This window comes from Rhizobium sp. M1 (genome assembly GCF_002531805.1).
Classification (GTDB): Bacteria; Pseudomonadota; Alphaproteobacteria; order Rhizobiales; family Rhizobiaceae; genus Rhizobium; species Rhizobium etli_C.
The window spans coordinates 200,749-220,283 of record NZ_NWSW01000008.1; the positions used below are offsets into that span (position 1 = coordinate 200,749).

The window sequence follows — 19,535 nt, forward strand, 5'->3', positions numbered from 1 at the left end:
CTCCCATTGTCGCTCAACCCCCCTGAAACATGCGGGCGCGCGCATTCAGTATGTGTTTCTTCATCGCGTCATGCGCTTCGGCCTCCCGCCGCGCGAAGATCGCCTCCACGATCACGGCATGCTCGTCCTGGACGCTGCGGATCTGCTCCGGCGTCCGTTTCAGGCTCAGGCTTCGCGTCACGGAATGGCCTATGGCGAAATGCGGCTTGAACCATTCGCGAACGGTGATGTGAAACTGGTTGCCTGTTGCCGCCGCAATTGCGTCGTGGAGGGCCTGGTCCTCCTCGGCGCCGAGCTCGCCGTTGCGCAGGCATTGCTCGAGCGAGAGAAGTGCGGCCGTTATCCGCTCCTTGTCGGCCGGCTGCCAGTTGCGTGCCGCAAGCTCGGCCGCCTCGGCTTCGAGGCCGGCGCGGAATTCGAAGAACCGCTGGACGTCGGCGAGCGAACCGACCGGAACCATTGTCAGCATCGATGAATCCGGCCGCTGCCGTACGTAAGAGCCCGAACCCTTGCGCGAGACGACGAGACCGTCGGTTCTGAGCCGCTCCAGCGCTTCGCGCACGACGGGTCTCGACGCGCCGAAATCGCCGGCGAGCTTCGTCTCCGAAGGCAGCCGCTCGTTTATGGGAAATGTGCCGTCCGCGATCATCCCTACGATCTTCTCGTAGATGATGTCGCTGAAGCGCGTTGCGCCTCTGCTGGAAACGGCATCGACAGCGACGGTCATTATCGTCCTTTTCTCCTCCGCTAAGCGGCAGTCAGTTGTTGCTCTTTCGAACCGGCAGGCTGGCTCCGAATATGTCTCTCGCCCATGCGCCGAAATCGCGCCACGCTGTTCCCGGCCGCAAAGTGGCAGGCGTACAGCATATGACAGATCGGCGGCCTTTTCATTCCATAATCCGCCTCGGAAGGCGCCGGAGCGTGGCGTTTGATACTGCATCGCTATCGAATCTGTAATTATCTGTCAACTCTTGTAATCATCTGGGAACGTGGCTATGGTTTCGTCCGTAGCGCCGAGGAGGGCGTGAGGCGGCAGGTTGGGAGACCGCCGCACAAGCCGGTACAAGAGCTGCGCCGGTCTAAAACAGGGAGGAACTCGATGCCCAATGAAATTCTGTCGCGCGGTGTCACCCGCCGCGCCGTGCTTGGCGGTATGGCCGGCGTCGCAGCGCTGTCTGTCACCGGTCGCGCTTTCGCTGCTCCGGGAGGTGAAGCGCCGGCATTGGCGCAGCTCGTCAAGGACGGAAAACTGCCGCCGCTAGCCGAGCGCCTGCCGAAAAAGCCGATGGTGGTGACGCCGTTCGAAAAGGTCGGCACCTATGGCGGTTCGCTGCGGCGCGGCCTGCGCGGTTCATCGGACCATAACGGCATCCTGCGCATGGTCGGCAACCAGAGCCTCGTGCGCTGGAACCTGGAATTCACCGCCGTCCAGCCGAACCTGGCAGAACGCTGGGAGGTCAGCGACGACGCGACGCAATTCACCTTCCATCTCATCGAAGGTGTGCGCTGGTCCGACGGTCATCCCTTCACCGCCGACGATATCGTTTTCGCGATCGAAGACTGCGTCAAGAATACCGAGCTCTATAGCGCTACGCCGGCGCAGCTTGCCGTCGCCGGCAAGCCGGTCACCGTCGAGAAGATCGACGATTACACGGTGAAGTTCACCTTTGCGGCGGCCAACGCGCTTTATCTGGAAAATCTCGCCACGCCGCTCGGCCAGCACCCGACGCTCTTTCCGAAGCATTACTGCAGCCAGTTCCTGCCGAAATATAATCCCAACATCGAGGCCGATGTGAAGAAGGCGGGTGTCACCAGCTGGACGGAACTGTTTCGCAGCCGCTGCGGCGACATCGAAATTCCGACGCGCTGGGGCAACGTCGACAAACCGACGCTCGATCCCTGGGTCGTCAAGGAGCCCTATGTTGGCGGCGCGACCCGCGTCGTCATGGCCCGCAACCCCTATTTCTGGCAGGTCGATACATCAGGCAACCAGCTTCCCTATATCGACGAGGTCAACTTCAGCATCTCGCAGGACGTCGAATCGCTGATGCTGAACGTCATCTCCGGCAAGATCGACATCCAGGAGCGCCACATCAGCGTGCTGGCCAACAAGCCGACCCTGTCGCAGAACATGCAGAAGGGCGATTATCGCCTGCTGACGCTCGTGCCGTCAGCCGCGCAACAGTGCCAGATCTATTTCAACATGACCCACAAAGATCCTGCCATGCGCAAGATGTTTGCGGACAAGTCGTTCCGGCAGGCGCTTTCGATCGGCATCAATCGTCCCGAGATCATCGACATCGTCTATTTCGGACAGAGCGAGCCCTACCAGGCCGGGCCGCGTCCGACCCATCCCTGGTACAACGAGAAGTACGCGCGCCAGTTCACCGAATATGACGCCGACAAGGCAGGTGCGATGCTCGACCAAGCCGGCTACAAAAAGGGCGGCGACGGCTTCCGCCTTCGGCCGGACGGCCAGAAAGTGTTCTTCTCGATCGACGTCATTCCGACCCTCAATCCCGACCTCGTCGACGCGCTCGAACTGGTCAAGGGGCATTGGGCGCAGATCGGCGTCGACATGAAGGTCAACACCATCGAGCGGGCGCTCTATTATACCCGCGGCGACGACAATGCCCATGACGCTCAGGTATGGCCGGGGCCGGGCGGTCTCGATCCGATGCTCGACCCGCGCGACTTTTTCGCCTTCCATCCGCAGGGCTCGCGTTATGCCATTCCTTGGACGCTCTGGTACACGTCCAACGGCGCGCGCGGCGAGGAGCCGCCGGAAAGCCAGAAGAAGCGCATGAAGCTTTTCGACGAGGCGCGTTCGACGGCCGATCTCGACAAGCGCGGCGCGATCATGAAGCAGATCTTCGACATCGCGGCGGAGGAATTCGAGACTGTGGGCCTTTGCCTTGCAGTCGGCGGCTTCGGCATCATCCGCAACAATCTGCGCAATGTTCCCGAGAAGGAGCCGGACAGCTGGTCCTGGCCCAATCCGGGGCCGGCGATGCCGCAGCAGTTCACCTTCACGAGCTGATTTTGATCGAGCGCCGTACCGACGGTACGGCGCTTTTTTCGGTTCGCCTTCCCCCTTGCCGGCCGTGATGGCCGGCGAGGCCCGGCTGGCAACGTTAATGCAAGAGGCGCCTTATGCTGGTCTTCATCGCCAAACGCTTGCTATGGATGATCCCATCGCTCTTCGCCGTCAGCTTCCTTGCTTTCGTGCTGATCCAGCTGCCGCCGGGCGATTATGTCACCACCTATATCGCGACGCTGGCAGCCTCCAATGAGATTGTCGACCAGAACACGGCGGCGCAATTGCGCGAGCGCTTCGGCCTCGACGATCCGATGCTCGTCCAATATTTCAAATGGATGTGGGGCATTCTCTCACGCGGCGATTTCGGCATTTCCTTCGAGTGGCAGCAGCCGGTCTCCGACCTGATCTGGGAGCGCATGGCGCTGACCCTCGTCCTGGCGCTGTCGACATTGATCGCCACCTGGGCGATCGCGTTGCCGATCGGCGTCTTTTCCGCCGTGCGCAAATATTCGATCGGCGACTACTTCTTCACCGCCTTCACCTTCTTCGGCCTCGCCATTCCATCCTTCCTGCTGGCGCTGGTGCTGATGTATGTCGCGGCGGTCGAATTCGGCCAGGATGTCGGCGGGCTGTTTTCGCCGCAATACGAGAACGCGCCCTGGAGTTTCGCCAAGATGGTCGATCTCTTCTCGCATCTCTGGCTTCCCGTCATCATCCTTGCTGTCTCCTCGACGGCGAGCCTCATCCGCGTCATGCGCGCCAACATGCTCGACGAACTGCCGAAGCCCTACGTGACGACGGCGCGGGCAAAGGGGCTCTCGGAGTTCCGTCTGCTGATGAAGTATCCTTTGATGATCGCGCTCAATCCGTTCATCTCGACGATCGCCTGGCTGCTGCCCAATCTCATTTCCGGCTCGGTCGTTGTCGCCATCGTTCTCAACCTGCCGACGGCAGCACCACTGCTGTTGCAGGCGCTGATGGCTCAGGACATGTATCTGGCCGGCGCCTTCGTTCTGCTGATCTGCGCCCTGACGCTGATAGGCTCCCTGATCAGCGACATCCTGCTTGCGCTGGTCGATCCCCGCATCCGGTTGGAATAGGAGCCTGATATGGCCGACATCACCGTGACAAACATTCAGCCGGACCGCGCCGCCGTCGCATCGCAGTGGCAGCTCATCTGGTGGGCTTTCCGCCGGCATCGGTTGGCCATGGTGGCGCTCGTCGTCACCGTGCTGATGTATATCGTTGCCCTGGTTCCGGGTTTCTTTGCCATCAACGATCCGTACCTGCAAAATGCCCGGGCGACCTTTCACCCGCCGCAGAAATTGCATCTGATCGACACAGAGAATGGGTTCTCCTTCGGCCCGCACTATTATCCGATGAAGCTGACCCGCGATCCGGAAACCCTGGCGGCGATCTTCAAGGAAGACACGACGAAGCGTGTCGACGTCCAATTTTTCGGGCGCGGATACGAATATTCGGTATTGGGCCTGTTCAAGTCAAACATCCATCTGATCGCTTCGCCCGACAAGACCACGCCGCTGCTTCTCTTCGGCGCCGACCGGCTTGGGCGCGATGTCTTCAGCCGGACGGTGCAGGGTTCGCAGGTTTCGCTGTCGATCGGTCTTGTCGGCGTCTTCCTGTCGTTGATGCTCGGCATCGTGATCGGCGGCATCTCGGGATATTACGGCGGCCGCATCGATTTCTTCATGCAGCGCGTGATCGATTTCGTGCTGTCGCTGCCGACGATCCCGATCTGGCTCGCCATGGCTGCGGCCCTGCCGCAGGACTGGCCGGCGACGCTGCAATATATGATGATCACGATCATCCTGTCGCTGACCGGCTGGGCGCAGCTCGCCCGCGTGGTTCGCGGCCGCTTCCTGTCCCTGCGCACCGAGGAGTTCGTCGCCGCCGCCAGGCTGGACGGCGTGCGCGAAAGACGCATCATCTTTCGCCACATGCTGCCGAGTTTTGCGAGCCACATCATCGCGTCGATCACGCTTGCGGTGCCGGCGATGATCCTTGCCGAAACCTCTCTCTCCTTCCTGGGGCTCGGGCTGCAGCCGCCGACCATCTCCTGGGGCGTGCTGCTGCGCGAGGCGCAGAACATTCGCTCGATCGCCACCGCACCCTGGCTGTTCATGCCGGGCTGTGCCGTCGTGGTCGCCGTGATGGCGCTCAACCTTCTCGGCGACGGTCTGCGCGATGCGGCCGATCCCTACAACAAATGAGGCCGGCATGACCGATATCGTATCCCTTGCCGGCAAGCCGCTGCTCCAGGTGAAAAACCTGACGGTCGAGTTCCCGCTGCGCACCGGCGTCTTTCGCGCCGTCAACGATCTGTCTTTCGCGATCGAACCGGGCAAGACGCTCTGTGTCGTCGGCGAAAGCGGATCCGGCAAGTCGGTGACGGCCCGCTCGATCCTGCAGATCGTCGACGCGCCCGGTCGTATTGCTGCCGGATCGATCGTTCTGAACGATCAGCACGGCGGCTCGACCGATCTGACCAGCCTCAATCCGCGCGGGCGCCAGATCCGGGCGATCCGCGGCCGCGACATCGCCATGATCTTCCAGGAGCCGATGTCGTCATTGTCGCCGATCCACACGGTCGGCAACCAGATCGTCGAGGCGCTTCGTCTGCACACAAGGATGAGCAAGGCGGAGGCGCGGGCGGAGGCCATATCGCTGCTGAAGCAGGTCGAGATTCCCTTCCCGGAAAAAGCGCTGGATCGCTATGCCTTCCAATATTCCGGCGGCATGCGCCAGCGTGCGATGATTGCCATGGCACTTGCCTGCAAACCGCAGCTGCTGATCGCCGACGAACCGACCACGGCTCTCGACGTGACGACGCAGGCCGAAATTCTCGACCTGATCGCCCGGCTGCAGAAGGCGAACGGCATGGCCGTTCTCTTCATCACGCATGACATGGGCGTCGTGGCGCAGATCGCCGACGACGTGCTCGTGATGCACAACGGCGTGGCGAAGGAATATGGGCCGGTCGAGCAGATCTTTCATGCGCCGAAAGACGACTATACCCGCATGCTGATCGGTTCGGTGCTGAAGCTGGAGCAGAAGGCCGAAATCCGGCTGGCGCGCGCACCGCTCGACAGGACGGCGGCGCCGATCCTCGAGCTGCGCAATCTGTCAATGAATTTCGGCGAACTGAAAGCGCTGGACGATGTTTCCATTTCGCTGCTGCCGGGCGAGACGCTCGGCATTGTCGGCGAAAGCGGATCCGGCAAGACGACGATGGGCCGTTCGATCATGCGGCTGCTCGATCCGACTGCCGGCGAGATCCTCTACCGCCGCGCCGGCGGCGAGGTCATCGATCTGGCCACGGCAAAGGGCCAGACGCTCGCCGCCGCACGGCGCGAATTGCGCATGGTGTTTCAGGATCCGTTCGGCTCTCTCAACCCGCGCATGACCGTTTCCCAGATCATCGGCGAGCCGTTGCTGGTCAACGGCGTTGCAAAGGGGCGGGCGCTGGACGAGCGCGTCTGCCATCTCATGGAGCAAGTCGGCCTCGATCCGAGGGCGCGCGAACGCTATCCGCATGCATTCTCCGGCGGCCAGCGCCAGCGCATCGGCATTGCCCGCGCCATCACGCTCAATCCGCGTGTCATCGTTGCCGATGAGGCGACCTCGGCGCTCGATGTCTCCGTGCGCTCGCAGGTTCTCGATCTGCTGATGCGCCTGCAGGACGAACTCGGCCTGGCCTATATCTTCATCAGCCATGACATCGGCGTCATCCGCTACATGTGCGACCGGGTCGGCGTCATGTACAAAGGCCAGCTCGTCGAAATCGGCGATGCGGAGAAGGTCTGCCGCACACCCGAGCACGCCTACACCCAGGCGCTGATATCGGCGATCCCGCGCCCCGATCCGCGTGACCGCGATCGTTCCGGGCGTTTCCGCTATGTCGCGCCGGATAATCTGAAGCCCGACAGTCTGAAGAATGGAAGTTCTCAGAGATGAAAATCACCGGAATCCGTACGTTTCTCATGCATGTCGGCCAGCCCGATCCCGCCAACTGGGCGTCCGACCAGCCTTCCGGCGATCGCACCTCCAAGCAATTCGGCGGCACCAGAAACTGGCTCTTTCTGAAAATCGATACCGATGAGGGCATCACCGGCATCGGCGAATGCTCGGGCTGGCCGCGCGTCGTCGAGACGGCGATCCATGACCTTGCGCCGCTGCTCATCGGCGAGGATCCGGCGCATATCGAACGGCTGTGGCAGAAGATGCATACCGCGATGATGGGCCATGGCATGCTCGGAACGGTCGGCGGCGGTGCGATGACCGGCATCGACATGGCGCTCTGGGACATCAAGGGCAAGGCGCTCGGTGTGCCGGTCTGGATGCTGCTCGGCGGCAAGGTGCGGGATCGGATCCCGATCTATTCCCATGCCAATACGCCCGAGCGCGCGCTTGCACTCAAGGAGCGCGGCATCAAGGCGATCAAATGCGGCGGCGTCGCCGATCCCGTCCGCAAGGTCGCGGCGCTGCGCGATGCCGTCGGCAACGATATGGACATTGCCATCGATCTGCATGGACCGCCTTGGCTGACGCCCGCCGATGCCTGCCGGCTGGTGCGGGCGCTCGAACCCTATGAACTGATGTGGGTGGAAGATCCGATCGCGCCGGAGAATTTCGACGGCTACCGGCGCATTCGCGACGCCGCTTATGTGCCGCTTGCGGCCGGCGAGCGCTCGGCGACCATTTTCGGCGAGCGCGAGCTGATCGAAAAAGAGCTGGTCGACGTGATCCAGCCGGATACCGGCCGGGCCGGCGGCATCACGCAGATGAAGAAGATCGCGGCCATGGCCGAGGCCCATCATATCCAGATGGCGCCGCATTCGGGCTCGCTCGGACCGGTGGCCGAATATGCCGCCTTGCACCTGCTTGCGGCGATCCCGAACGCCCTGATCCTCGAGCGGCTCGACGATGACTGGGACGGCCGCCGTCAGACCATCATGCCGCCTCCCGAGCAGGTCGACGGACTGATCGCGGTTCCCGATGGTCCGGGGCTGGGCTGCGATATCGACGAGGAATTCGTCGCCCGCTTCCCCAGCGCCGGCAATGTCTCGGTGCCGCAAGCCGCCGGCGCCTACAATCCCGGAACCGACAACGAGCATGTTTACGTGCAGACGCGCGTGGCGCGCCGCAGCTATTTCAATCGCTAGAAGGACAGAATGATGAAGATCGACCGCATGCGGGTGTTCATGACCCGCGACAAGGACCGTCCGCGCGTAATCGTCGCGCTCGACACCGATGACGGGCTGACCGGCTGGGGCGAATGCTACAATCACGGCCCCGACAAGGCGCTGCCGCCGCTGCTCGATTATCTCTACGGCTTTCTCTCCGGCCAGGACCCGACACGCGTCGAATATCTGGTCAATCTGCTGATCCAGCAGAGCCGCTTCCCGCCAGGTGCGCTTGGACTTGCTGCGATCTCCGCGCTCGACCATTGCCTGTGGGACCTTGCGGCCAAGGCCGCGAACGTGCCGGTCTATAAGCTGCTCGGCGGCGAGGTGCGCGACCGGATCAAGGTCTATGCCGGGGTCTACACCGCGCCCGATGCGCCGGCCGCACGTGAGGAATTCGACCGCCTGAAGGAGGAATGGGGTTTCACCGCCTTCAAGCTCAGCCCCTGGCGGATCGACATGCACTCCAATCGCTGGGGCAATGTCGTGAAGGCCTCGGCGGATTATTTCCGCTCGCTGCGGGAAACGGTCAACGACGAATACGAGATCGCCTTCGACGCGCATGCGAAGATCTTCGAGCCGATCGCGGCGCGCCAGCTCGGCAATGCGCTGGCGCCTTACGATCCGCTGTTTTTCGAGGAGCCGCTGCGTCCCGAGAATATCGAGGCCTGGGGTGACCTGAAACAGGGCCTCAACTGCACGCTTGCGACCGGCGAGTCGCTCTACAACAGAAACGAATTCCTGCGTCTGCTGCAGGTCAAGGGCGCCGATCTCATCCAGCCGGATATCTGCGTCGTCGGCGGCATCAGCGAGATGCGCCGCATCGCCACACTTGCCGAAGCCTATTTCGTCGGTGTCGCGCCGCACAATCCGATGGGGCCGCTGGCGACGGCGGTCAACGTGCATTTTTCGGCCGCGGCGCAGAATTTCCGCATCCTCGAATACCGGCTGCCGAAAGGCCAAGCCTATGTCTATGGCGGCCTCGATGTCGAGAAGCGCCAGGGAGAGACCCGCTACGTCGTCGATCCCTATCTGCCGAAGGACGGCTATCTCGAACTGCGTCCCGACCGGCCCGGCTGGGGCGTGGAAATGGACGAGAAAGCGATGGAAGAGGAAGGCTACATCCACTGGCAGCGGCGGGTGCCGAAGCGGCCGGACGGCTCCTACGCCTTCGCTTAAAAAAGCTTGAAAACCGAAAACTGGCCGCTGCGGCATGGAGCGGCCAGTTTCTTTTATGCTCTATAGCGCGTCGCATCAAATTTGATGCGACGCGCTTTAACCCTTTGTTTTTATGCATGTCGTTGTCCCGGAACCCCCTGTACACTTCCGGGCACCATGCATTAAGCATCTTTCGGCAGCACCGAGCGAACCCTTGCGATGAAGACGTGGAAGTCCTGCATGAACTTGCGCAGGAAGTCGGCAGTGGCCTCGTTCGTGACCTCGCCGTCATCGGTGATCAGCCCCGGTGTGAACTGGATGTAGGCTTCCGGGGCGTTCATCTGGGGCGAGTTGCAGAAACTGAGCACGCTGCGCAAATTCTGCTGGGCGATTGCGGTGCCGATCGCGCCCGGCGAGGTGCCGATGACCGCTGACGGCTTGCGTGTGAACGAGTTGGTGCCGTAGGGGCGGCTTGCCCAGTCGATGGCGTTTTTCAACCCGCCGGGTATGGATCGATTATATTCGGGCGTGACGAACAACACGGCGTCGACCGCCGCGATTGCCGCCTTGAATGCCTTGCCGGCCGGAGGGTAGTCGGCGTCATAGTCGTAGCTGTAGAGCGGCAGATCCTTGAAGGATATCTCCGACATTTCAAGTTCCGGCGGGGCGAGCCGCACCAGCGCCTTGGCGAGCTTGCGATTGATCGAGCCCTTGGCGAGGCTGCCGATGAGATAACCGACTTTATGCGTGGTCATGGCGTTCTCCAATATCGCGGATGATCAGGACCTATCATACGCAGGAAGCATGGAAGGGGTCTCTTGTTCCTTGAGCGCAGATATTACTCGTCGACGAAAGTGACCGTCTCGGCGAGGGGCGCGCGGCCCGTCCGGGCAAAAGTGACTGCGGGATCCTCGTACCCGATCGACATGCCGCAGAAGAGGATCAGCCCGTCCGGCGGTGACAGGGCTTCCGCAACCGTCTCGCGAACCTGTGACCATGCCATTTGCGGGCAACTGTGCAGTCCTTCGGCGCGCAGCAGCAGCATGACGGTCTGCAGATACATGCCGACATCCGCCCATTGGGGTGGGCCCAGGTCACGGTCGATGTAGCAGAACAGGGCGGCCGGCGCGCCGAAGCAGTTCCAGTTGGCGATTGCTGCCCGCTGGCGCGCCTCCCAGTCCTCGCGGATAATGCCGAGAGCGCTGTAGCGCTCCCTGCCGAAGGCGGATCGGCGCTCTCCGTACGGGGACTTGAGCGCGGCCGGGTACATCTCGTACTGCCGCTTGTCCCAGGGGTCGCCGTGGGCCACGCGCTCGATGGCTGATGTCTTGAGCTCGGCCAGCGACGCGCCGGTCATCACGTAAGTGTTCCACGGCTGGATGTTCGATCCTGACGGCGACCAAGCGGCGGCGGACAGCACGCGCTCGAGTGTGTCCCTCGCCACAGGCTTGTCTTTGAATCCACGCACCGACCGTCGGCTTGTGACTGCCTCATAGACGTCCATGATCGCCTTCTCCTGACCCTTCCGTTGCTGATGTGGTTCATTATCTCCATTCGTAATGGAGGCGTAACCACACCCTGGTCTAGGAGGCGTACATCAAACGTTCATCAGGGATTGAGCGGCAAGAGCAACATGGTCATTTCGTCAGCTGCCCGGCTCGGACGCGTTCTCCCGCGGAGTGACGGCGCGATCCGAAGATATCGGCGAGCGTATCGAGCATTGTCCTCGCGGTGTCGGATTGAAGGGAATAATAGATCGTCTGAGCAGCCCTTCGCGTCTGCACGAGTCCGTGTTCTCGAAGAATTGCCAAATGCTGGGAAGTCGAAGATTGGCTCAATCCCACTTCATCCGCCAGATCTGTCACCGACACTTCTCCCTCGGTCAACAGATGCAGAATATGGAGTCGTTTGGCGTTCCCCATGGCCGACAAGAAGGTTGCTTCGATGTCGAAGGCGTTGGTTTTTGGGGAAGGCGTGGCTGACGATCGATTGTTCAGGCGCGATCTCCTTATGGAATCAAGCCGGACATGAGGTCATATCCTTGAGCTTTAATTTAGAGATAACGCATGGGTGCGAAGCCGAAACCCATTGCCGGCTCCGCGTCGTCTTTTTCAACGCGAATCGGATACGACGCGCATGAAATGGACAGGCGGATCGTGTGTGAGGCCGGTATTCGGCTTCATTGGACAGCGCCAGGCAGAGCTAACGTGAGCCGGCCTGCCGCATTTGCGCCGGCAGCGTTTCCCAGGCCCGGATCAGTTCACCGATCGAGGCAGCCTCCATCTTGTGCATCACATTGCTTCGATGCAGCTTGACCGTCACTTCGCTGATGCCGAGATCGAAGGCGATCTGCTTGTTGAGGCGTCCGCGCGCCACTTCGTGCAGAACTTCGCGCTCGCGCTGTGTCAACGTCTCCAGGCGTTTGACATTGCGCTTGGCGATTGCGGCTTCGGCCCGTCGTTCGGCATCCATCGCAATGGCTGCAGTGACGGCGTCGAGCAGCGTTTGATCCCGCACCGGTTTGGTGAGAAAATCCACGGCACCCGCCTTCATTGCCTGGACGGTCATCGGAATGTCGCCGTGGCCGGTCAGAAAAATGATCGGTTTGGAAATACCGTTCTCGGCCAGATGGCTTTGCAGGTGAAGGCCGCTTGCCCCCGGCATGCGCACGTCGAGGATCAGGCAGCCGGGGTTTTCCAATATGTCGGCGTCAAGCAATTCACGGGTGGAGGCAAAACTGACCGACTGGAAACCGGCCGACAAAATCAGCTCGGACAGGGCCTCGCGTACCGATGCGTCGTCATCGACGATAATGACGAGCGGCTGGTCCTCTTGATATCTGCACTGTAATGATAACGGCGCCGATCTCCGCAGCAACGGCTGGTCAACTGTCATGTTACCCTCCATCTCTCGATTGTTGTAAAGCATTGGCGATAGCCGTCAGCAGGGCCTGTGCATCGAAGGGCTTGCGGAAAAAACCGCCGGTGCCCTGAGCGCGGCCCTGATCGGCGATCTCGTGGCGGCCGGTGATCAGGAAGACCGGCAGCTCCGGACGCGATTTTCTCACCAGGTCGCGAAGCTCGAAGCCGTCGATACCGGGCATTCCGATATCGGTGATGAGCACATCGAGGTCCGACAGTCCGCTGACGAGCAGCGAGCCCGCCGACGGGAAGCCTCGAGCCACATAACCCGCTGATTCCAGCAGGTCGCCCATCGATTCCAGCAGTCTTGGATCGTCATCGACAACGGCGACGACATGTCTTGTCTCGTTCATGTTCAATTCCCCCCCACCCGGCGCGAGTGGGTAATCGGTATTTCCAGTTTCTCTGCGATCCGCACGAGATCGGCGAGCGAGGGCGCCGCCATTTTCTGCATCACATTTCTTCTGTGGATCTGCAGCGTGACTTCGCTGATCCCGAGTTCGGCTGCCGCCTGCTTGTTGAGAAGACCGCTGACCACCAGCGGCAGCACTTCACGCTCGCGCGGCGTCAGATCGAGATAGTGCCGTTTCAGCATGTCGAGTTCGGCGCGTTCACCTCTCTCTTTTCGATCCTGGGCGATCGCCGCGTGGATCGCCGTCATGAGGTCGGCATCGCTGAACGGTTTGGTCAGGAAATCCACGGCGCCGCTTTTGATCGCACGCACAGAGGAGGGGATGTCGCCGTGTCCGGTGATGAAGACGATCGGCGGATGATCCCCGTCGGCGATCTGTCTCTGCAGATCAAGGCCATTGATGTCGGGCAGTTCGATGTCAAGGATCAGGCAGGCCGGAACATCCGGCTTGTCCATCTTCACATAGTCGCCGGCCGATTCGAAGACGACGGCACGCATGCCGTGCGAATCCAGTAGCTCGCCGAGCGCTTCGCGGATGCGTTCATCGTCATCGACGATGAAGACGATATGGTCGTCCGCCGTCATGACGCCGCCTTTGTTTCAATGGGCAATGTGAAGATCAACGTTGCTCCGTGCGGATTGTTCTGCTCCGCCCACAAGCGTCCGCCGTGCAGCTCGACGATCGAGCGGCAGATCGCCAGCCCCATGCCCATGCCGTGTTCCTTCGTGCTGAAGAAGGGCTCGAACATCTTTTCGGGAAACTCGATGCCCCGACCCAGATCTCGGACTTCGGTCTGGACGGTATTGCCGACGTGGTGCGAGCGTATCTCGACCACCCTGTCGCTTGTCGTGGCGTCCAGGGCCTCAATGCCGTTGCGGACGAGATTGATCAGAACCTGCTGGATCTGGATGCGGTCGACCGCGATCGACGGCAAGCTGCCGTCAACGTCGACGTCGATGCGCACGCGCCGCCGCCAGGCTTCGTCGGCCAGTAGGCTGCGCACTTCGTCGATGATGCTGGAGAGGGTCGTCTGAACCCTGCTGTCTGCGGATTGTTTGAACAGGGCGCGGATACGGCTGACGACATCCGCCGCCGAGTTGGCGTCGCGGATGATGCGCTCGACCGTCCTCTGCGCCCGCTCCATATTCGGAGGGTCGGCCATCAGCCAGCGCTGGCAGGCATGCGAGTTTGCGACGACGGCGGCGAGCGGCTGGTTCACCTCGTGGGCGATGGAGGCCGAAAGCTCGGCGAGGCTCGCCACCTGGCTCGCCCGCGCAAGGCCCTCGCGCACCTGACGCAGATCTTCCTCCGCCCGAACTTCGCCGTCGATATCGAGGCAGATGACATTCCACTGGACGATGATGCCCTCGGCATTGCGCATCGGCGCAGCGCGTGTCTCGACCCATCGGTATTCGCCGTCGAACCGCCGCAAACGATGCCTGCGCGCATAGGGCTCGCCGGTGCGCAATGAATGGGCATAGTCCAATTTGACGCTCGCCACGTCGTCGGGATGAACGCCGGCGTCGAGCGTGCCGTCCAACCGGGTCTTTCCCTTGCCGTCCAGTTCTTCCAGCTTGTAACCGAGGAAGTCGCGGAGCTGAGGGTTGCGGTATACCGGTTCTCCGTCGGGAGCCGCGCAATCGATCATTGCCGGCAGGGTTTCGACGATCTGCCAGAGCGATCGTTCCCTCTCGCGCAGCTCCTCCTCGATGCGCAATTGATCGTCGATGTCATGCGTCAGGCCGTACCATTGAATGATCCGCCCGTTCTCGTCCCTCAGCGGCTCGGCGCTGCCTCTGACCCAGCGATAGACGCCATCGGCGCGCCGCAGGCGATATTGCTTGGAGAAGCGTTCGCCGGTGGCGAGAGAAAGACGGAGTGCTTCGGTGAGGCTGGCGGCATCGTCAGGATGGACAGCGGCTTCGATCAGGGCCGCTAGCCGGCTCACGCCCGGCGTTTCCATATCGATAATGTCGAGACCGAGAAAATCAATCAGGCGCTGGTTGAAGAAGGTCGGCGTGCCGTCCGGATCAAGCCGCCAGAGCAGGCTCGGCACCATGTCGACGAGTTGCGAGAGCTCGCGTTCCCGCTCGCGCAACGCTTCCTGCGCGCGCATCTCATCGTCGATATCGACAGAGATGACGTACCATTGCGTGATCGTGCCGTTCTGGTCCCGCAGCGGCTCGGCGCGGCCGTCGACCCAGCGATAGGCTCCGTCGAAGCGGCGCATGCGGTATTTGATCGAGAAGGGATCGCCGCTGACGAGGGAACGATGAACCGTCTGAAGCAGCCTCGGTGCATCATCGGGATGAACCAGGGTATGAATGACGGCCGAAAGACGGCTCACGCCCGGCTGATCCATGTCACCGACGTCGAGGCCGAAGAAGTCGATCAGGCGCTTGTTGAAGAAGACAGGCTCGCCTGTCGGTGTCAGCCGTCTGATCTGGGCCGGGACCATGTCGACGAGTTGTGAGAGCTCGCGTTCCCGTTCGCGCAATGCCTCCACGCTTTGGCGCAGCGAAAGCACTGCCAGTTGATGCTGGCGGGATATGGCGGCGACAATGAGAGCCGAAAGGGCCGAGATGGCCAGAAAAAGCTGCAGCATGATCTGCTTGTGTTTCTGGGCCTCCGGATCGCCGGCGAATTGACTGGCGCCCGTTATCGTGAAGATTGCCGTTATCAGCGCCAGCAGCACGAGTGACACCGCCGCGCCCTTGAACTCGAAGCGGACCGCGGCCCACAGAAGCGGCGGCATGATGATATAGGCGAAAGGCAGGTAGCCACTCAGCGAAAGAGCGGCAATGGCTAGAAATATCAGGCCGAGAACGCAGGCTTCCATCCACTGTGTGGTCGAAAGCTGCGGTCTGCCCCGCCAGTTGTGGAGCACGACCAACGCCAGCGGCGCCACGATGAGGACGCCGGTGGCATCGCCGATCCACCACAGAGGCCATGCCGTCAAGAAGGATTGTGACAGGATGCTGAACCAGGCAAGGGTCGCACTTCCCACAGTCGCGCTGACGATCGGCGCAACCCCGGCGCCCAGCGCGACGAAAGCAAGGACTTCCTGCAGGCTTTCCAGCCGCACCGGCCGTGTCAGGACGCGGTTCACGAGCCAGGCTCCCACCAGCGCTTCCAGGGCGTTGCCGACATAAATCAGGAAGGCGGCGACTGGTGGGCTGTGAAACCACAAGTCATTGCTGAACATCTCCGCCAGGCAGCCTCCCAGCACCCACCACGGCCAGCTGTAGCCGGAGCTGAGAATAAGCGTCGCGATGAAAAGCCCGCTCGCCGGCCAGATGGAAATGCCGGTTCCAGGCACGATCGCAAGAGATTGAGCAAAGCCGCAGGCAAGCACATAAGCCGCAACAAAGAGGCCCAGATGCAAAGGCTTCGGACGGTGCGACCAGACGCTCATCATCAGCTGCTCCTGCCGGACGGAAATAACCGCGGGGTCGTCAGCATTTGCGGTGGTTGTTTTTGATTTTGGGGCCGGCGAGCTCATAATCGAACGCTAATCCTGTAACACCACAACCGCAACTCATGGAAACCCATGCATTGCGCGGGGATGTAGCCGGAATTTCGGAGTTGTCCGCCTTTTCCGATGGTACCCTATACCTGAGGCTGGCTCCCCTATGCCCATGGGCTAGGACGCCGGACCTCAGGCACGATGGAAGGTCTCTCACCTTCCGGTCATTGTCGGCCCAGGCGCGGCCATTGGGCTGAGATAGAGAGGTGCCGATATGAAGATGATGGTAGCGGGAGCAAGCGGCGTTGTCGGAACGCAACTCACGGCGAAGTTGCGCCGGGCAGGCCACGATGTCACTGCCGCATCCTTATCGCTTGGCGTCGATACGGTGACGGGCAGGGGCCTCGAAGCGGCGATGGCGGGGAACGAAATCGTCATCGATGTCACCAATGCCGCATCATTCGGCGACAGTTCGGCGTTCGATTTCTTCAGGACATCGACGAAGAACCTGCTCGCCGCTGCGGCCGGAGCCAACGTCAGGCATTATCTCGCGCTTTCCGTCGTCGGCACGCCCTACCTCGTCGAAAGCGATTATTTCCGCGCCAAAATGGTGCAGGAAAATCTCATCCGTGCTTCCGGCCGACCCCATACGATCCTCCGCTCGACGCAGTTTTACGAATTCATCAGCGGATTGATCGATATCGGTGCTGATGGCGACGTCCTTCGGTTGCCACCGGCGGCGATGAGGCCGGTCGCGGCCGGTGACGTGGCCGCGTTTCTGATGGAGCTGGCAGCGGGAACTCCGGTCGGCGATATTGTCGAGATCGGCGGCCCGGACCAGTTCGGCATCGACGAGATCGCGCGGATCTATCTCGCCGCCAACGAAGACCAACGGCCGGTGACGACCGATCCGGCTGTTTCCTATTTCGACGTCGAATTGACCGGCGATGTACTGCTTCCCGGTGCCGGCGCCCGCACGGCGAGCCAGACTGTCTCCGACTGGCTTTTCCAATCGATGGCCGCCTAACGGCCGGCTTGAAATTTGCAGCGCGAGGTAATACCCTTCGAAAAGAGAGTATTACAGAGGTGCCAGAATGGCCACGACCGTTACTGCGAAGGGGCAGGTAACCATTCCGAAGCCGGTCCGGGACATGCTCGGCATCGTTCCCGGCAGCAAGGTCGATTTTCATCGCGCTGCCGATGGCAGCGTGGTTCTCGTGCGCGCCGACAAGAAACGCCCGGCCAGCCGCTTCGAGAAGCTGCGCGGCCATGCCGGACAAGGCCTCGATACAGATGCCATCATGGCTTTGACGCGCGGCGAACCGTGACGCTTATCGATACCAATGTTCTTCTGGATCTCGTGACGGACGACCCGGAATGGGCAGACTGGTCGATAGCCCAGCTCGAGACGGCGAGCATAGAAGGCCCCTTGCTGGGCAACGACGTCATCTATGCCGAACTTGCGGTGCGCTACGACAGGATCGAAGCTTTGGAAGCTTTTATCGAGGAGGCCGGCCTCGAGATGGCGCCGATGCCGAAGGCCGCCCTGTTCCTTGCCGGTAAAGTCTTCACGCAATATCGCAAGGCAGGCGGATCACGCACCGGTGTGCTGCCTGATTTCTTCATCGGCGCTCACGCAGCCGTGCAGCAACTGCCGCTCTTGACGCGGGATGCCGGGCGCTACCGCACTTATTTCCCCTCGCTGAAATTGATATCGCCCGATTTTTAGCCGGCGCTTTGCGGCATGCGGCACATTCAATAAATCTTCATGAAGCCCAGGGTTGAAAAGCTCCGGTCCGGCTCCAAATCTCGCCGGCGGTCGCCGAAACGGCAGGGGAGGGGCGCATGGGCAATAGGGACATCGAGCGGATCCGTGGGATCAAATCGATCTTGGAACTCGTTGTTGTCCTCCTCTGCCTATTCTCCTGCCCGCAGGCGTTTGCCGCGCCCGCCGATATTGGCGGGCTGACGGTGACGCTGCCCGATGCCGCTTCCGGCTGGAGGAAGGCCGGCAAGGGCGATCTTTTCATGCTGCAGAAGGATTTTGCCGACACCGGGGATGACAAGCGCGGCAGCGCTCTGATCCAGATATCCAAGCCGCTTGCGGGAGGACGCAATTCCCTTCCGGCCGGGGTGAAGACCTTTGTCGCAACGCTGCCCGACATGGCCAAGGAAGATATCCTGATTAAATATTATGGCGTCACGATAAACGGCCACGATATCCGCGTGGAGGAACGCTGCTGCGTCCAGCAGAAGAATGTCAGCATCAGCCAGATCGTCGTCGGCATCGCCAATGACGAGCGGCAGGCCTATCTGCAGCTCGTGCTCTTGAACCTCGGAGGCGACAGAAGCCAAAGCGCCGAGGCCGCGTTCGAGGCTCTCGTGCGTTCGGTGAAGCTTGATCCTTCGGACAAGGATTTCGATCTCATTCCCGCGAGCGACGACGGCGGGCTCGATGGCGTCTTCACCCATCTCGATACCGGTGTCCGCCCGAATCTCTTCGGCGGCGTGGATTTCTATTCCGATAGCGAGATCACCATGTTCGATCCGAAGGGCCTGTTCAGCACGGAACTGCCGAAGGGCGGCCGCAGCATGACCGAGCACTGCACGGAAAACCCCTCCGACTGCGGCCTTTATAAACTCACCGGCGGCGGCTTCTTCTCCTCCGCCGGATCGATCGAAACGCGCAGCGTCACCTCCGCCTACGGCACGATCGAGATCGAGACGAAGCCATTTTCCAAAAAAGGCGACGACCTGGTGATCGACGAAGACGAGTATCGTGCGGTGCCGCCGTTCGAGGATGGCGCCACGCTTGACGGCGAATGGGTCTACAACTTCGCTTCAAGCGGCATGACTGCGACCTCGTCGGGATCGGTTGCCTCCAGCAATACGCTGACACTGCGTAACAACGGCACTTTCGAACGCTGCCGCTGGTCCGGCGCCTCAATGACGAACGAAATCGGCGAGTCGCGGACGGGTGTGACCGCGTCAGGCGATCGGCCCGGCTCCAGCGGCCGTTATAGGCTTTCCGGCTATCGCCTCGATCTGACCGACGCGACCGGTAAGACGGAGAGCCTGAGCATTTTCGAGCCGGACAAGGGTTCGGATGGACTTCTGGTGATCAACGGCAACAACTATCTGAAGGACGACGGGCAGTAGTCGGCGCGGGCCTTTCCATTCCGCCTGCGGCCTCGCAAAAATTTCATGAATTTCATGTGCATAACCGATGGCATAGGCCTTGCCCTTCAGCCCTCGCACGGATGCGAATCACCCGCCGATCCGTCCGCGCATTTGCCGGGTTCCGGAACCCGTTTGGTGTGCGTCGAGGCGTGG

18 protein-coding genes are annotated in these 19,535 nt (G+C 61.4%); 10 read left to right on the forward strand and 8 right to left on the reverse strand.

Features of this window, described 5'->3' with window-relative positions; translation table 11 throughout:
* Positions 1 to 13: 13 nt before the first annotated feature.
* Positions 14 to 727, reverse strand: a complete 714-nt coding sequence (locus tag CO655_RS09915; protein WP_097664517.1) for a FadR/GntR family transcriptional regulator — start codon at positions 725 to 727, stop codon at positions 14 to 16.
* A 372-nt stretch (positions 728 to 1,099) separates the two neighbouring features.
* Here CO655_RS09915 and CO655_RS09920 point away from each other — a divergent pair, with 372 nt between their 5' ends.
* The 6 genes from CO655_RS09920 (at position 1,100) to CO655_RS09945 (ending at position 9,423) form a co-directional block, all read left to right on the forward strand.
* Positions 1,100 to 3,040 (forward strand): ABC transporter substrate-binding protein, encoded by a 1,941-nt coding sequence (locus tag CO655_RS09920; protein ID WP_097664518.1) that lies wholly within the window; start codon positions 1,100 to 1,102, stop codon positions 3,038 to 3,040.
* 113 nt (positions 3,041 to 3,153) lie between these two features.
* On the forward strand, positions 3,154 to 4,140 hold the full coding sequence (locus CO655_RS09925; RefSeq protein WP_097607711.1) for an ABC transporter permease: 987 nt from the start codon (positions 3,154 to 3,156) through the stop codon (positions 4,138 to 4,140).
* A 9-nt stretch (positions 4,141 to 4,149) separates the two neighbouring features.
* Positions 4,150 to 5,271 carry an ABC transporter permease gene (locus CO655_RS09930; RefSeq protein WP_097664519.1) on the forward strand — a complete coding sequence of 374 codons (1,122 nt, stop codon included), beginning with the start codon at positions 4,150 to 4,152 and terminating at the stop codon, positions 5,269 to 5,271.
* A gap of 7 nt (positions 5,272 to 5,278) precedes the next feature.
* Positions 5,279 to 7,015, forward strand: a complete 1,737-nt coding sequence (locus CO655_RS09935; RefSeq protein WP_097664520.1) for an ABC transporter ATP-binding protein — start codon at positions 5,279 to 5,281, stop codon at positions 7,013 to 7,015.
* A complete protein-coding gene (locus CO655_RS09940) occupies positions 7,012 to 8,223 on the forward strand; it encodes a mandelate racemase/muconate lactonizing enzyme family protein (RefSeq protein ID WP_097664521.1) in 1,212 nt (403 codons plus the stop codon). The genes CO655_RS09935 and CO655_RS09940 overlap by 4 nt, the downstream gene beginning before the upstream one ends.
* A 12-nt stretch (positions 8,224 to 8,235) precedes the next feature.
* Entirely contained in the window at positions 8,236 to 9,423 is a 1,188-nt protein-coding gene (locus CO655_RS09945; protein ID WP_097607806.1) for a galactarate dehydratase, read from the forward strand.
* A 161-nt stretch (positions 9,424 to 9,584) separates the two neighbouring features.
* Here CO655_RS09945 and CO655_RS09950 read toward each other — a convergent pair whose 3' ends face one another.
* From CO655_RS09950 to CO655_RS09980, 7 genes are all read right to left on the reverse strand, one after another.
* A complete protein-coding gene (locus CO655_RS09950; protein WP_097607707.1) occupies positions 9,585 to 10,157 on the reverse strand; it encodes an NADPH-dependent FMN reductase in 573 nt (190 codons plus the stop codon).
* A gap of 83 nt (positions 10,158 to 10,240) precedes the next feature.
* A complete protein-coding gene (locus CO655_RS09955; RefSeq protein ID WP_097664522.1) occupies positions 10,241 to 10,906 on the reverse strand; it encodes a nitroreductase in 666 nt (221 codons plus the stop codon).
* Between the two features lie 133 nt (positions 10,907 to 11,039).
* On the reverse strand, positions 11,040 to 11,399 hold the full coding sequence (locus tag CO655_RS09960; protein ID WP_097607705.1) for a metalloregulator ArsR/SmtB family transcription factor: 360 nt from the start codon (positions 11,397 to 11,399) through the stop codon (positions 11,040 to 11,042).
* Positions 11,400 to 11,604: 205 nt separating this feature from the next.
* On the reverse strand, positions 11,605 to 12,297 hold the full coding sequence (locus CO655_RS09965; RefSeq protein WP_097664523.1) for a response regulator transcription factor: 693 nt from the start codon (positions 12,295 to 12,297) through the stop codon (positions 11,605 to 11,607).
* Position 12,298: 1 nt separating this feature from the next.
* The gene (locus CO655_RS09970) at positions 12,299 to 12,676 is read right to left on the reverse strand and encodes a response regulator (protein WP_040141746.1); all 378 of its coding nucleotides are present in this window, start codon (positions 12,674 to 12,676) and stop codon (positions 12,299 to 12,301) included.
* 2 nt (positions 12,677 to 12,678) lie between these two features.
* A complete protein-coding gene (locus tag CO655_RS09975; protein WP_097664524.1) occupies positions 12,679 to 13,320 on the reverse strand; it encodes a response regulator in 642 nt (213 codons plus the stop codon).
* On the reverse strand, positions 13,317 to 16,154 hold the full coding sequence (locus CO655_RS09980) for an MASE1 domain-containing protein (RefSeq protein ID WP_097664525.1): 2,838 nt from the start codon (positions 16,152 to 16,154) through the stop codon (positions 13,317 to 13,319). Before CO655_RS09980 ends, CO655_RS09975 begins: the two co-directional genes overlap by 4 nt.
* A 322-nt stretch (positions 16,155 to 16,476) precedes the next feature.
* Here CO655_RS09980 and CO655_RS09985 point away from each other — a divergent pair, with 322 nt between their 5' ends.
* From CO655_RS09985 to CO655_RS10000, 4 genes are all read left to right on the forward strand, one after another.
* Positions 16,477 to 17,229 carry an NAD(P)H-binding protein gene (locus tag CO655_RS09985; RefSeq protein WP_097664526.1) on the forward strand — a complete coding sequence of 251 codons (753 nt, stop codon included), beginning with the start codon at positions 16,477 to 16,479 and terminating at the stop codon, positions 17,227 to 17,229.
* Positions 17,230 to 17,296: 67 nt separating this feature from the next.
* Positions 17,297 to 17,530: an AbrB/MazE/SpoVT family DNA-binding domain-containing protein gene (locus CO655_RS09990; RefSeq protein ID WP_010028283.1), complete on the forward strand. Its 234-nt coding sequence runs from the start codon at positions 17,297 to 17,299 to the stop codon at positions 17,528 to 17,530.
* Positions 17,527 to 17,931, forward strand: a complete 405-nt coding sequence (locus tag CO655_RS09995) for a type II toxin-antitoxin system VapC family toxin (protein WP_097664528.1) — start codon at positions 17,527 to 17,529, stop codon at positions 17,929 to 17,931. The genes CO655_RS09990 and CO655_RS09995 overlap by 4 nt, the downstream gene beginning before the upstream one ends.
* A 116-nt stretch (positions 17,932 to 18,047) precedes the next feature.
* Entirely contained in the window at positions 18,048 to 19,361 is a 1,314-nt protein-coding gene (locus CO655_RS10000; RefSeq protein WP_097664529.1) for a hypothetical protein, read from the forward strand.
* Positions 19,362 to 19,535 lie beyond the last annotated feature (174 nt).